This window comes from Haloplanus salinarum (assembly GCF_009762275.1).
Lineage (GTDB): Archaea > Halobacteriota > Halobacteria > Halobacteriales > Haloferacaceae > Haloplanus > Haloplanus salinarum.
Window position 1 is genome coordinate 2881800 of sequence record NZ_CP034345.1, and the last position, 13204, is coordinate 2895003.

Sequence of the window (13204 nt, forward strand, 5' to 3'; positions counted from 1 at the left end):
GTAACGGTCACAGTCCCATCAAAGCGCGGCCGGGCTACCGTTCCTCGGCGAACCGCGCGGCGAGCGTGAACGCTCCGAGGAGGATCACGAGCAGCTGGAACCCCGAGCGGACGACCGGGAAGATCCGCTCGACGTTCTCCGGTTCCGCCCCCGGCGACGGGTCGACGCCCGTCCAGTAGTGGGTGTTCTCGGTCGTCCGCTCGGGCTCGGCCGAGAGGTCGACGAACGTCTGGACCACCCCCCGCTGGTTCGACAGCAGGAGTTCGCCGTCGACGGTGAAAAAGCGGTCGTGGAGCGGGTAGAAGGCGTTGACGCCGTTGGTCATCAGGTCGGGCAGGATGCCGCCACAGAGCAAGGCTGCGAGGGCGACCCACGCGACGCGGACGCCCCGGGTTCCCAGGCGGTCGCGGACGCGGGATCGGGCACGCAGCCGGGTGTCGTAGGCGAGAACCGCGCCGCCGACGGCGGGCAGGACGAACGTGTGCAACAGCGCCCGGTGGCCCCCCTGCACGACTAGCCCGGCGAACGTGTCCAGGTCGGGCACCGCCGTGGCCACGAGGACGGCGGCGACGGCACGGCGGTCGAACTCGTCGCCGAGCAGCGCGGCGGCGATCAGGCCGCCGACGGCGAGGTGGACGACCGTCGAGGGCATGGGTAGGCCTTGGCCGTCACGGGCTTGATACTGTCGCCGCGTTTCACGGCCACCTGCCGCCGGACGGATCGCTCGCCTACTCGGGACGCGAGACGGTCACGGATCCGAGCGACGCGAACCGGGCCTCGACGGTGTCGCCGGGGTCGAGCGACACCAGCGACGTGAGCGATCCCGTCGAGACGAGGTCGCCGGCCGCCAGCCGCTTCCCGCGGTCGGCGAGCGCCTCGACCAGCCACGCCACCACTCGCGCGGGGCCGTCGAGGACGTCGGCGCCGACGCCGGTCGCGACCCGCTCCCCGTTCCGGCGGACGGCCACGGCTTCGAGTTCGAGATCCAGGTCGGTCGGGGCGGCGGTCCGGCCGCCGTGGACCACCCGAGCCGCGAGGGCGTTGTCGGCGACCGCGCTCCCGGCCTCGACCGTCCAGTCGCGGATCCGCGAGTCGACGACTTCGACGACCGGCACGACCGCCGTCGTCGCGGCGAGGACGTCGACGGCGTCGACGGGCGGTTCCAGCGGCTCCCCGAGCCGTAGCGCGAGCTCCGGCTCCACCTTCGGCTCGATCAGCCCGTCATCCAGTCGCCCCTCGGTGCGAACCGTCCCGTCGAGGACGCGCCCGTACGCCGGTTCGTCGACGCCGAGTTCGTCCCGGATCGCCGCCGAGGTGAACCCCACCTTGTAGCCGACCGGTGGCCCCGCCGCGTCCTCGCGGCGGTCGAGCACCGCGCGCTGGACGGCGTAGCCGTCGGCGACCGTCAGCGGCTGCTCCGGCGGATCGATCGGCTCCCCCGTCCGGTTGGCCTCGTAGAGCCGGTCGGCGAGATCCGCGACGGCCGACGCGTCGATGGTTCGTGGCATCGACCGTCCCTGTGGACCGGATCGACAAAGCTTCGGGGGATCGTCCAACGTCCGGCCTTTCGGTACCCTTTTGCGCTCACCGCCCGGATTTCGGATATGATCTGGTCCCTCGGAGGGTGGGGTGACCGATGAGCGACGAGCCCCGTGACGACCTCGCCAGGCGGATCGCCGGCGAGATCACGCTCAGCTCCAACCCCGGTGCCACGCTCCGGAAGTGGCGCACGGACTTCGACGTCTCACAGACGGAGCTCGCCGAGCGACTGGGCGTCTCCTCGTCTGTCATCTCCGACTACGAGAGCGGCCGCCGGGAGAGCCCGGGCATCGGCGTCGTCAGTCGGATCGTCCGCGCGTTGCTCGACATCGACGAGTCACGCGGCGGCGGGCGCATCCGACAGTACGCCAGAGTCATCTCCGCGGGCTTCGAGAGCGACATCGTCCACGACCTCCGCGAGTATCCGACCTCGATCCCCTTGGAGCGGTTCTACGAGGTGATGGAGGCGACGGAGGTCATCGGCGGCGAGCACGACCACGTCAGCGGGCACACCGTAATCAACAGCATCGAGGCGATCACGCGCCTCCCGAGCGAGGAGTTCTACCGGCTGTACGGCCAGAGCACGAACCGCGCGCTCGTGTTCACCGACGTGACCCGGGGAGAGTCGCCGCTCGTGGCCCTGCGTGTGGTGAACCCGACCCCCAACGCCGTCGTGCTCCACGGTCTGGAACCGGCGGATCTCTGGGAGCACGCGACTGAACTCGCCAAGATCGACGGGTTCGCCCTCGCGGTATCGAACCGCGATCTGGATACGGCGCTCGCGGAACTCCGCGACCTCCCTTAGTCGACGTACTCGTAGGTTCGCTCGTTCATCCGGCCCCAGCCGGTGAAGACGAACTCCCCGCCCGGGACGGTGAACTCCTCCAACTCCCGTTCTTTCTCGTGGTTGTGGGCGTCGTGGACGCGCCCGTACTCCTCGAAGCTCAGGTCGTAGCGCCGGGAGAGTTGCTCGTCGATGTCGAGTGCCTCGACCTCCTCGCGCCACCCCTCGGCGACCGTCTCGGAGTGGATCTCCGCCTGCGCGCCGGAGCCGTAGGAGCCGAGGAGGAGCTTCTCGCCCGAGAGCGCCCGCCCCGTCTCGGCGGCGGTCTTGAGCGCGCTCGCACGGGCGACGTGGACCGACCCGGTGTACCAGTTACCCACCTGTCGCGAGAGCGTGAGCGTCGGGTCGATGGCCCGCGCGTACCAAGTGTCGTAGGTATCGGTTTCCTTCAGCGCGTCCATGTACTCGCGGATGGCTCCCTCGTAGGCGTCCCAGTCCTCGAAGTCGGTTTCGCGGGGCTGGCGTCCGATCTCGTCGGCGAGGCCGTCCTCGACTTCGGTGTCGCGGGTCATGTGCCGGAAGCCGAGCAGCGCGGCCTTCCGCACCATCCCCGGGAACGGCGTGTGGAAGGGGATGTACGCGTAGTCGTCGGGGTGGGTGCGCCCGGCGACGGACTCGAAGTCCTCTAGGGCCTCGCGCATCCGCGCCAGATACACCTGCACGGAGCGCTTGCCGTCGACGCTCGGGAACTGCTGGTTGGGCTTCAGGAAGTCCGTCTCGTCGGCGCTCCCGTAGCCCTGGTGGGTCGAGAGTTCGACCACGTTCGGGTCCTCGTCGACGAGCATCGCCACCGCGCCCGCCCCCTGCGTGGCCTCGCCGGGATCGCCCCGGGCGTAGAGCGCGGTGTCGGTGGCGATGACCAGCGCCGCGCGGCCCCGGTTGCGCCCCGCCTTGATCCAGTTGTACGCGTCGTCGATGCTCTGGGTGCCAGCCACGCAGGCGAACTTCCGTTCGCCCTTGTTCGCGTGGTGGAAGTCGCCGTCGTAGACGTCCTCCAGGCAGCCGGCGATGTACGTCGAGACGGGTTTGGAGTTGTCGAACGCGCTCTCGGTCGCCACGTCGATGCGGCCGATGTCGTCCGGTTCCAGCCCCTTCCGGTCCATCAAACGCTTGGCCGCGTTCGCGCCCATCGTGACGATGTCCTCGTAGGTGTCCGGGAACGAGGAGGCCCGCAGCCCCAGCCCCTTCGTGTACTTCTCCGGGTTGTCGTCCTTGGCCGGCGCGAACGTCTCGGCCAGGTCCAAGGCGAGTTTCCCCGTCCAGATTTCGATTGCGTCGATGCCGACGGCTGTCATACCCTCGGGTTGCGGGAGCCGCTATATGGGTTTGTCGATGCAGGATACGTCGGACGTCGAAATACGGGTTCGGCGAAAGCGAGGTCGACCGGAGGAAGGCCTCGTGGCGAAACGGGGTGCGCGTAGCGCGGGCCCCGAAGTAGAAGCGAGGCCGCGGAGTGGAGTGGCGGCGATGACGACGGTCGGTCAGCCCCGAATCAAGCGAGGTGTGACGATCGGTGAGACGAACGGCGAGAACCACGGAACGGAGAACGACGCGACCGAAGCCTTCGTCGCCGCAAGACCGAGAGGTCGTTCGACGGCACGAGAGCGGATGTCGACGCGGGCGGTCGACCCCGCATCGATCCGACGAGGACGGATCGATGCTTCGAACGGGGCTTTCAGTCGTTGCCGTTGCCGTTACCGTTACCGTTGCCGTTGCCGTTACCGTTGCCGTTGCCGGCTTCTTCTTCCTCTTCTTCCTCTTCTTCCTCTTCTTCCTCTTCTTCCTCTTCTTCCTCTTCTTCCTCTTCTTCCTCTTCTTCCTCTTCTTCCTCTTCTTCCTCTTCTTCCTCTTCTTCCTCTTCTTCCTCTTCTTCCTCCGACTCGTCCGAACTCGTCGGGATATCGCCCTGTTCGATCTCGCCCTCGCTGTCGACGGCATCGATCTGTCCACCCATGTCGGATTCGACCGGTTCCTGCCCCGTCACCGTCGTCTCCGTCCGGAACAGCATCGTGTTCGAGGGGTCGTCGACCAGTCGGACTGTCACCAGACTATCCGGCGCGTAGTCCCGCGAGACGGTCCACCCCTCGCCGGGGTCGAAGGCGTCGTCGCCGCCCGAGAGCGTCCCGTCGCTCCAGGCCAGTCCCGTCTCGCTCCCGTTCACCTGCACCAGTAGGCGCAGGTCGTCACTCGGGAGCGAGTCGCCGCCCTGGTGGGACAGGACGATTCCGTCCGTGTCGATCTGACCGGTGACGGTCGCCTCCGGCGTCTCCGAGGCCTGCGTGACCGTGCCCATCGCGTACGCGCCGGCGACGCCGACGGAGACCACGACGAGGCCGACGACGAGGATGGCGCCGACGAGTTCGGTTTGGGCGCGGTCGGGCATCTGTCGCCTCGGCGTTGCTCGTGAGGTGGTATGAGTCTGTCGTCGGCAGTATTAGTCGTGATATTGAGATTCGGACTCAGAGCGCGAAGTAGAAGGATTTGGTACTCCCGTCGATGAATTCGAAGGTCACGGTGATATCGGCCGCGGCCGCGCTGTCGACCTTCGTGGCGTCGCTGAGGTCGACGTCACTGCCGCCAGATTCGAACTGCTCGAGTGTGACCTCGGCGGTCGCACCCGGGGCGATTACTGCGTCCGGATCGAGCGTCTCCGAGGTGCCGTCCGTGTCGAAACCGTTGTTTCCGGGTGCTTTCGCCTCCCCATCGGTCCCTCCGCCCGTGATTTCGAGTTCGTTCGAATTGCTGCCGACCTGCAGTTCGTCGGACGTGCTTCCGTCGGTGACGCTGAACGCCACGATTTCGGCGTTGGACTCTCCCTGATTGCGGATGTCGAACCGAAGGCGACCGTTCGCGTTGCCCGGTTCGCCACCGGGTGCACCGTCGTAGACGACCCGATCGGCTTCGGTCGACTCGCCACCCCCCAGCGACACTACCGTCACGTTGATCCGCACCGACTCCGGCTCGTCGCCATCAAAAGTCGACGGGTCCAGAGGCCGCTCGAAGCTGAAGTTGATACTGTCGTCCCGAGCAGAGGAGAGCGAGTCGGGGGCGACGTACTCGTAGATGACCTGTCCCTGTCCGTCCGAGGTTCCGTTGTTCGGGCGGATGGCGGCGTCCGAGCGGTTGACGCTCGCGCCGACCGTCACGCCGGAAACGGGGTTGTTGTAGCCGTCCCGCACTTCGAGGACGATCCGACGGGTGCCGCCCGTGGTGACGCTGTCGGCGCCGTCGACGACCGTCAGATACCGCTCGCTGGTGTCGGTGACGCCGGTGCCGACGCCGACTTTCGCCATCCGCAGGCGGTAGGTGCGGTTCGACACGAGGTCGACGGTCAGGGTGCCGCCGCTCACGGTTACGCCGCTCGCGTCGCCCGCGATCCGACCGCCGTTCGACTCGTACTGGTCTTCGAGCAGGCGCTCCCACTCCTCTTCCGAGAGGTCCGTATCGACTTCGATGTCGATGTCGCTGCCGTTGACGGCGACGGTCCGATCGCTCGCGCTGACGGGCGTGGGACTGACCGACACCGCTTGGGTTCCGCTCCGGCCCAGCGACCCGTTCAGCGCGACGACGTAGATCAGGTTCCCCTCGAGGAGGCGCTGGCCGGTCGCCGCCCGGCTCCCGCCGTCGAACTCGTTGTAGAGGACGGTGTCGTCGTAGACGGTCCGTGGCGCGTTCTGGTAGACGCTGTAGTCGGGGTCGTACGTCAGCCGCTGGCTCGCGTACGAGCGGTTCGTCCCGTTCCAGTAGTCCGCCGTCTCGTCGTTGATAGCCGTGGCGTTGACGAGCGTCACGTCGCCGCCGGAGTCGGTCGCGAGGCGGCCGCTGGAGGGTGGTGGGTTCACCGCGACGATCCGGGTCGGATAGCGCGTGCCGAGCGGTACCGTCGTCGGGCTGGTGCGCTCCGCGGCCGCAGTCCGTAGAATCCCATTGCGTACGTCCTGCAGGCTCTGCTGAACCTGCTGGTTGTGGTCGAACTCAACGCGCTCGTTCTGGTCGGGGACGACCGTCGACTGGTAGAGCGCCAAGCCGATGACGAGAAAGCCAAGGAGGAGGATGGCGCCGACTTGGAGGGCGGCGGCTCGCCGGTCGTCCCGGAATCGCATAGCGAGCCTTTGCCACCGGCGTTCAAAAGGGTGCCGGCCCGAATATCAGTCTTCGTTCTCGTCCTCTTCGACGACTTCGGGGTCGCTCATCGCGCTCTGGAGGCTGTCCAGCCCGTTGACCCACTCGGAGACCAGGCCGTACTCCAGGTCCTCCACGAGCGCGATGTCGAGTTCGTCGCCGTCGATGATGCGCGTTCCGGCCTGGACGAGGTAGCCGAGCGCGGCGTCTAAGTCCTCGTTGGCCTCGGCGTCGGCCGCCGCGTGGACGTACTCCTCGATGGTACCGTCCTCGGCCGGGCCGGCGGCGATGTACTCCTCGGCGGCGTAGAACACACAGACGAGGCTCGTCTGGACGCCGTCGACCAGCATCCGCTTTTCCTCGTCCTCCAGGTCGACGTCGTCGAGGACGATGTCGCGGACGCCGGCGAGTTCGTCGATCGCGGCCTCCTCGTCGAGGCGGCCGTCCTCGTGGGCGCTGATGATCTTCGCGACGGCGATGGCGGCGTCGTCCTGCAGGTTGAGCAGGAGTCGCGCCGAATCCTCGTTCTCCGGGTCGAGGTCCTCCTCGGCGACCCTCCCGATCCAGTTCTGCCAGCGGTCTTCGGTGTAGAACGTGTCCTCCACGTCGGTCATACCCTGACCGAACGTTCGTGGACTCAAAGGCCTTTCCTATGTGCCCGTTGGTACCCGTCGAACGCCGATCTCAGCCCGTCAGCGTCGCCTCGGTGTCGATTCCGTAGACGCGGGCGGGCGTTTCGACGTGGGCTAGCCTGATCGCGTCGTCGTACCCCTCCGAGCGTAGCATCCGGACCCGCCGGGGGACCGTCTTCGGCCCCATCACCGCGCCCGGCCGGTCGGGGTCGTCGACGAAATCCGTCTCCATCAGGAACGGGTCGCCCCGCTCGGCGGCCTCGCGGAGCCACTCCTTGCGACACATCACGCTCGGCGTCGGCCCCGCGAGCGTCGCCCCCGCGTAGTGTTTCACGACGCGGTGGGCCGACAGCCCCCGATCCTCGGCCCAGGTCGCGATTTCGGTCAAGTCCTCGCTGGCCTCCGTGTGCAACTGGACTGCACAGTCCAACTCCGCCCCCAGTTCGAGGGCGTACCGGAGGACCGCGTTCGAGGCGTCCCACACCTCCTCGGGGACGTCGTAGTGGGGGCGTCCCGACTTGAGCGCGAGCGCGCGCCCGTCGCGGACGTACTCGGCGGCGACGTCCAGTCCCGCCCGCATCAGGTCCCGTGCAGCGGCCGCCGAGCGGCCACGCTCGTCGACGAGCCGCGAGATCAGGCCGGGGTGAACGCCCAGGACCGGCCACGCGCGGCCGGGCAACAGGTCGTCGGCGTCGGCCACCACCTCGAGCGTCCGCTCGAAGACGGCACGGAAGTCCTCGCCCGCATCGGCCTCGACGCCGAGGTGCCACGACGGCTTGTTCACCACGAGCAGGTGCGTCCCGCCGAGTCGGCGGAAGTCACGGACCGCGTCGAGCCCCCGCCCGGCGTCGGGATCGAGGTGGAGGTGATCGTCGAGTACCGGGGTGTCGAGTTCCGGGTCGGTCACGGGTGTCCCTGGGGGCTCGGCCGGCAAAACTCGGTCGGATCGTCCCGTCGACCGCGCCCGATACGGGCGGCCGGAGAGTATTCGCCGTCGGTCCGACCGGGGCGTTCCCCGGGACTACGATCACCGTTTGACCCATCAGGACCATTACGTACCACCCGTCCGAGATACCGCGATAACACGATGGATCGACGCCTCACGATCGTTCTCTCGGCGACGATAGTCCTCCTGGCCGGCTGTGCCGCACCCGCGACCCCGTCCGACGGGACGGGATCCCCGACCCCCGACGGGGAGTATCCCGAGGGTGCCGGGCCGAACCACGTCGACTTCGCGGCGCTCGACGCCGACAACCGGAGCGTCGCGGACAGCCCCCGGGATCACTGGGAGTCGTACGCCATCGTCTATACGGCGCCGCCCGAGCGTCGGCTCGTAGAGGGGAACTACTACATCGACTCCTCGACGGGTGCGATCATCGGCGAACGCTGGAACGACGCCCGGGTCTACATAAACGGGTCGACGTACGCGTTCGTCCAGCCGGCCGATAGCGTCCCCGAACGCGAACGCGAGCAACTCGACGCGGACGATTCCTTCGTCTACGACGCGGCCACGGACGCGTACTACCGGTACGACCGGAACTACGGAAGCGTCGCTCCCACCAACATCGGGCGCCATCCCGGCCTCCTCGACGCGTACACGTGGGAAGCCGTCGACACGACGACACACCACGGCGTCCCCGTCGTCACCTACCGGGCGACCGGTAGCCGCCCGGACACCCGTGCACCGCCGGTCGTCGACGGGACGCTCCAACTCGGGGTCGACGATGGCGTCGTGTACGCGTTCGACGTCACCGTCGACGCGGACGGTGACGACTATCGCTACACGTACGAAGTCAAGCCGGCCCCGTTTCCGGAGCACGAGTGGGTAGACCAGGCCCGGGAACTGAGCGCGGAGAACGCCACCGCCACGGAGTGACTGCGTTCGCGCCCCGTGGCGTTTCTGTCGGCTGACTGCCGGCTCAGTCGAGGGTGACGCTCTCGCCGGCGGCGTTCCGGAGCGCGTCGGAGCGGCCGTGTTCGCCGGGCGCGATGGCGAGGGTGCGGAGTCCCTGGGCGTTGGCCGTCTCGACGGCCGGCTTGAAGTCCGTATCCCGGGAGGCGACGGCGATCACGTCCGCCCGATCCTCGACGGCAAAACGGGTGAGGTCGACCGCGAGTTTCACGTCGACGTCGCCGCTGGTGACGATCACCTCGAACCCGCGGGCCTCGGCGGCCTGAATGAGTTCGGGCGTCGCGTGCTCGTCGACGTAGAGCCGGGTTGTCGCCGGTCGGCCCGCGGCGGTCGCCGCCTCGCGCACGTCGTCCAGGTCCACGTCGAACTCCTCGCGGAGGACGTTCGGCCCGTCGACGAACAGCGCCACGCGTGGCTCGTCGTCCCCGCCGTCCGACAGCCACCCGAGGGGGTCCATGGGCCTCCTACCCCGCTCGCGGACATATACGTCCCGGTTCCCGGACGGCCGGGGTACGGACCGAGCCACGACGCCGTCTCCGGAGTTCCGACCGTCGGCGGCGACGCCGTTTTGTGTCGTGCCGTCCCACTCCCGGTGTGTCAGGCGGTGCCCTGTCCCTGGAGGGGACGCCCTACGACCCCACCGAGTTCTCCCGGCTGTGGGTCGTCGCCACGACGACCTACGGCGTCGGCGACGTGGTGACCACGATCGCGCTCGTGCAGTTCAGCGCCTCGGTGAGCGAGGCCAACGCCGTCCTCCGGACGGCCATCGACGCCTTCGGCCTCTGGGGGCTGGTCGGGCTCAAACTCCTCGCCTTCCTCGTCTGTCTGGGGATCAGCCTCGCGGGCGCCCGGGACGCCGACCCCCTGCTCTACTACGGGCCGCCGACGACCCTCGCACTCGTCGGCGCGTTCACGACCGCGTACAACGTTCGGCTCCTGTTCGGCTAGAGCGTGTTGCGGACGAACTCGGAGACGACGACGTCCTCCGCGGAGCGCAGGCGGTACTGCACCGTCGACCGCGGCAGGCCGAGATCCTCGGCCAACTCGGCGACCGTCGCCTCGCGCGGACGGGTGTAGTAGCCCGCCTCGACGGCGTGGGTCAGCGCCTCCCACTGCTCGTGGGAGAGCTGGAAGGCCGTGCGGACGTCGGCGTCCCACTTTCCCGACTGCCGGAGATGGGAGAGCTCCAGCGAGAGGCCGTCCCGAAGGTTCGACTCGATGGTGTCGAACAGCTCGCCGACGGCCTGCTCGCCGGGATAGAGGATCTTCCACCGGTACCCGCCGTCCGTCCGACAGGACTCGAAGACCACGCCCTCGCCGACGTGGTCCAACACGAAGTAGGGTAGCGAGTGACACCGGTGGACCTCCTCGCGGTAGGTGTAGATCGTCCGCGAGGTCGGCGTCCCGTCGAGGACGTGATACTCCCGCCGGGAGTCACACCCCGGCTGGTCCAGACACTCGTTACAACGCCCCTCGTCGAGGAACACGTCCGCGAACGCCTCGATCCCCGCCTCCGGGCCGTGGACGTGGTCGATCCGCCACATCGTCGACGGACTCGAATAACAGGCCGACGATCGACAGGAGAGGGCGGGGTACTCGTGGAACACGTCCATCAGCGCGTCGGTGCCGGGCTCGTACGCTACCGAGAACTCGATCTCCCTCATCGGTCCGTGATCGGCAGCTGTTCGCTCGTCACGTACTAAACCGTTCCGAACGACCCCGTGTCGAACGCCGATACGGAATTCGCACTGGACTGGTTATAGACGAATCGACTGCTGCGGTCGGTCGCACGGCGGGAGCGACCTCCGTCACGCCCGGACGCCCCAGAAGAAGGCGATGCCGAGGACGGTGACGACCGAGAGTAGGAGCTGGAGGGGCGCGCCGACGCGCAGGAAGTCGGAGAACCGGTAGCCGCCGGGACCGTAAACGAAGAGGTTCGTCTGGTAGCCCACGGGGGTCATGAACGCCGTCGAGGCCGCGAACGTCACCGCGAGGACGAAGGCGAAGGCGTTCCCGCCGATGGCCTGGGCCGCGTTGGCGGCGACCGGGATCAGCAACACGACGCTCGCGTTGTTGCTGATGACGCTCGTCAGGAGCCCGGTGGCGAGGTAGAACACCCACAGGACGCCGATCGGTGGGAGGACGGTCGCCGTCGCGGCGACGGCCTCCCCGAGTAGCGTCGCGGCCCCCGTCTGTTGGAGGGCGATCCCCAACGGGATCACCCCCGCCAGCAGGAAGATCACGTTCCACTCGACCGACGAGTAGAGCTCCGTGGGTTTGAGAACGCCGGTGAAGACCATGGCCACGACGCCGGCCAGCGCCGAGACGACGATGGGGAGGAGGTTCAGCGCCGGGAGCGCGACGACGCCGGCGATGATCCCGACCGCGAACGGGATCTTCTCGCGCCGGTAGGTGGTCTCGTCGAACTCGTGGGCGACGATGAAGTCCTCGTTGTCGACGAGGCGAGTGAAGCTGTCGGGCGGCGCCTGCACGAGCAGCGTGTCCCCCACGCGGATGCGGATATCCTCGAAGCGGTCCCGGACCACGTCGCCGTGGCTCCGGAAAGCGAGGACGTTCGCGTCGTAGCGCTGACGGAACGTCGAACTCGCCAGCGTCTCGCCGACGAGCGACGACCCCGACGGCACGACCACCTCGACGAGCATCGGCGGCTCGTCGTCCGGACCTAGGTCGTCCTCGGTCTCGGGGCCGCCCGACAGGGAGAGGCTCTCGGCCTCCAGGATCCGTTCGAGCGTCTCGCGGTTCGTCCTGAGACGGAGCGTGTCGTTCGGACGGATCTCCTTGCGCGCGAGGGGGTCGGAGAACCCCTCCCCGCCCCGGAGCAGCTGTAACACGTCGATGTCGAGGTCGTCGTCGCCGAGCGCCTCATCGACGGTCTGCCCGACGAGCGGCGACTCCGGCGGAACCTCGACGTCGGTGAGGTACTCCTGGAGGTCGTACTCCTCGACGAGGTCCTCGTCGGCCGGCACCCGCTCCGGCAGGAGCCGCACCCCGACGGTCCTGAGATAGAGGGCGCCGACGACGAAGACGACGACCCCGAGTTTGGTGAACTCGAACATCCCGAACGCCTCCAACCCGAGGGCCGGGTTTTCGGCGCCCAACTGTGCCGCGATGTCGCTCGCGAGGATGTTCGTCGAGGTCCCGATGAGCGTCAGCGTCCCCCCGAGCATCGAGGCGAAGGAAAGCGGCATGAGCAGCTTCGACGGGGAGGTCTTTCCCTCGTGGGCGAGGTCGGCGATGACGGGAACCAGGATGGCGACGACCGGCGTGTTGTTGACGAACCCCGAGACCGGCCCGGTGACACCGATGGTCGCCGCGAGTTGCTTGCGCCGGTCGCTTCCCGCGAACGCGGCCATCTTCCGGCCCAGCAACTGGACGAGACCGGTCCGGTTGATCCCCGTACTCAGGATGAGCATCGCCAGGACGGTGATCGTCGCGGGGTTGGCGAACCCGGAGATGCCCTCGCGTGGCGAGATCTGCGTCCACGGTTCGAGGACCATCAGGAGGACCATCACCAGGATGGCCGTGACGTCGACCGGGAACCGTTCCGTCGCGAAGAGCACGAGTGCGAGGAGGATGAGCGCGAAGACGACGAGCATCTCGACCGTCACGGGCGTCGACGTTCCGGGAACGGCAAGCGCGACCGAGACGACGGACATAGCGGAGGCAGACACGGGCGTGTCAAAAGGGCTGGTATCTCCCCCGTTTTTAGGCGTCGTCGTCAGCCGCCTGGAGCACGAACCGTTCGAGGCGGGTGTCGTCGACGGCCGCCACCTCGAGGAGAGACCCACCCGCTTCGATCCGGTCGCCCACCTCGGGAACCCTGCCGAGACGGCTGCAGACGAACCCGTCGATCCTCGACGTCGTCGCTCTCGAACTCGGTGTCGAGCCGATCGTCGACGATCCGGCACGGGAACGCCGCCGCCGAGCGACGCGCCGTCCTCGCGCCGCTCGATCGAGGACTCCGGAGCGTCCGTGTCGAACTCGTCCCGGATGTCGCCTCCCGGACGCTCGCCGGCTGTCACCCGATTAATCGAAACGACAGGAACTGTGAAAACACCATCACTTTAGGCCGTCGAAGGACGATTCGTGTTCCATGACGAGGCATCCCGTCCGCGACGCGGGCGGTGACGACGG

General features: G+C 68.0%; 13 protein-coding genes. 3 read left to right on the forward strand and 10 right to left on the reverse strand.

The genetic code is table 11. The annotated features are described in order from the left end of the window. Window positions 1-34: 34 nt before the first annotated feature. Both EI982_RS16230 and EI982_RS16235 read right to left on the reverse strand, forming a co-directional pair. Window positions 35-652 (reverse strand): metal-dependent hydrolase, encoded by a 618-nt coding sequence (locus EI982_RS16230; protein ID WP_157690679.1) that lies wholly within the window; start codon window positions 650-652, stop codon window positions 35-37. Window positions 653-728: 76 nt separating this feature from the next. Beyond that, window positions 729-1508 (reverse strand): 2-keto-4-pentenoate hydratase, encoded by a 780-nt coding sequence (locus EI982_RS16235; RefSeq protein WP_157690680.1) that lies wholly within the window; start codon window positions 1506-1508, stop codon window positions 729-731. Window positions 1509-1636: 128 nt separating this feature from the next. Between EI982_RS16235 and EI982_RS16240 the strand changes: the two genes are divergently transcribed. Further along, window positions 1637-2344, forward strand: coding sequence for a helix-turn-helix domain-containing protein (locus EI982_RS16240; protein WP_157690681.1), 708 nt, complete (start codon window positions 1637-1639; stop codon window positions 2342-2344). Here the strand turns inward: EI982_RS16240 and hmgB are convergent. The 5 genes from hmgB to EI982_RS16265 form a co-directional block, all read right to left on the reverse strand. Continuing rightward, window positions 2341-3678: a hydroxymethylglutaryl-CoA synthase gene (gene hmgB, locus EI982_RS16245; RefSeq protein WP_157690682.1), complete on the reverse strand. Its 1338-nt coding sequence runs from the start codon at window positions 3676-3678 to the stop codon at window positions 2341-2343. The genes EI982_RS16240 and hmgB overlap by 4 nt on opposite strands. Window positions 3679-4058: 380 nt before the next feature. Next, window positions 4059-4766, reverse strand: coding sequence for a type IV pilin N-terminal domain-containing protein (locus EI982_RS16250; RefSeq protein ID WP_157690683.1), 708 nt, complete (start codon window positions 4764-4766; stop codon window positions 4059-4061). A gap of 76 nt (window positions 4767-4842) precedes the next feature. Further along, window positions 4843-6486 (reverse strand): hypothetical protein, encoded by a 1644-nt coding sequence (locus EI982_RS16255; RefSeq protein WP_157690684.1) that lies wholly within the window; start codon window positions 6484-6486, stop codon window positions 4843-4845. 45 nt (window positions 6487-6531) lie between these two features. Then, complete coding sequence (locus tag EI982_RS16260; protein WP_157690685.1) at window positions 6532-7119, reverse strand: DUF2150 family protein; 588 nt, start codon at window positions 7117-7119, stop codon at window positions 6532-6534. 70 nt (window positions 7120-7189) lie between these two features. Next, window positions 7190-8044, reverse strand: coding sequence for a TatD family hydrolase (locus EI982_RS16265; protein WP_157690686.1), 855 nt, complete (start codon window positions 8042-8044; stop codon window positions 7190-7192). Between the two features lie 180 nt (window positions 8045-8224). Between EI982_RS16265 and EI982_RS16270 the strand changes: the two genes are divergently transcribed. Further along, complete coding sequence (locus EI982_RS16270; RefSeq protein ID WP_157690687.1) at window positions 8225-9013, forward strand: hypothetical protein; 789 nt, start codon at window positions 8225-8227, stop codon at window positions 9011-9013. 43 nt (window positions 9014-9056) lie between these two features. On the opposite strand, the gene EI982_RS16275 is transcribed toward EI982_RS16270, so the two are convergent. Further along, on the reverse strand, window positions 9057-9506 hold the full coding sequence (locus EI982_RS16275; RefSeq protein ID WP_157690688.1) for an NYN domain-containing protein: 450 nt from the start codon (window positions 9504-9506) through the stop codon (window positions 9057-9059). Between the two features lie 137 nt (window positions 9507-9643). Between EI982_RS16275 and EI982_RS16280 the strand changes: the two genes are divergently transcribed. Next, on the forward strand, window positions 9644-9997 hold the full coding sequence (locus EI982_RS16280) for a DUF5658 family protein (RefSeq protein WP_157690689.1): 354 nt from the start codon (window positions 9644-9646) through the stop codon (window positions 9995-9997). Here EI982_RS16280 and EI982_RS16285 read toward each other — a convergent pair. Both EI982_RS16285 and EI982_RS16290 read right to left on the reverse strand, forming a co-directional pair. Next, complete coding sequence (locus EI982_RS16285; RefSeq protein ID WP_157690690.1) at window positions 9994-10713, reverse strand: helix-turn-helix domain-containing protein; 720 nt, start codon at window positions 10711-10713, stop codon at window positions 9994-9996. The two genes, EI982_RS16280 and EI982_RS16285, sit on opposite strands and share 4 nt — an antisense overlap. Before the next feature lie 144 nt (window positions 10714-10857). Next, on the reverse strand, window positions 10858-12666 hold the full coding sequence (locus tag EI982_RS16290) for an SLC13 family permease (RefSeq protein WP_233255330.1): 1809 nt from the start codon (window positions 12664-12666) through the stop codon (window positions 10858-10860). Window positions 12667-13204: the final 538 nt, after the last annotated feature.

Coding starts and splice junctions, on each gene's coding strand:
- EI982_RS16230 (WP_157690679.1), bottom strand. CDS start 652: ATGCCCTCGACGGTCGTCCACCTCGCCGTCGGCGGCCTGATCGCCGCC.
- EI982_RS16235 (WP_157690680.1), bottom strand. CDS start 1,508: ATGCCACGAACCATCGACGCGTCGGCCGTCGCGGATCTCGCCGACCGG.
- EI982_RS16240 (WP_157690681.1), top strand. CDS start 1,637: ATGAGCGACGAGCCCCGTGACGACCTCGCCAGGCGGATCGCCGGCGAG.
- hmgB (WP_157690682.1), bottom strand. CDS start 3,678: ATGACAGCCGTCGGCATCGACGCAATCGAAATCTGGACGGGGAAACTC.
- EI982_RS16250 (WP_157690683.1), bottom strand. CDS start 4,766: ATGCCCGACCGCGCCCAAACCGAACTCGTCGGCGCCATCCTCGTCGTC.
- EI982_RS16255 (WP_157690684.1), bottom strand. CDS start 6,486: ATGCGATTCCGGGACGACCGGCGAGCCGCCGCCCTCCAAGTCGGCGCC.
- EI982_RS16260 (WP_157690685.1), bottom strand. CDS start 7,119: ATGACCGACGTGGAGGACACGTTCTACACCGAAGACCGCTGGCAGAAC.
- EI982_RS16270 (WP_157690687.1), top strand. CDS start 8,225: ATGGATCGACGCCTCACGATCGTTCTCTCGGCGACGATAGTCCTCCTG.
- EI982_RS16275 (WP_157690688.1), bottom strand. CDS start 9,506: ATGGACCCCCTCGGGTGGCTGTCGGACGGCGGGGACGACGAGCCACGC.
- EI982_RS16285 (WP_157690690.1), bottom strand. CDS start 10,713: ATGAGGGAGATCGAGTTCTCGGTAGCGTACGAGCCCGGCACCGACGCG.
- EI982_RS16290 (WP_233255330.1), bottom strand. CDS start 12,666: ATGCTCGTCGTCTTCGCGCTCATCCTCCTCGCACTCGTGCTCTTCGCG.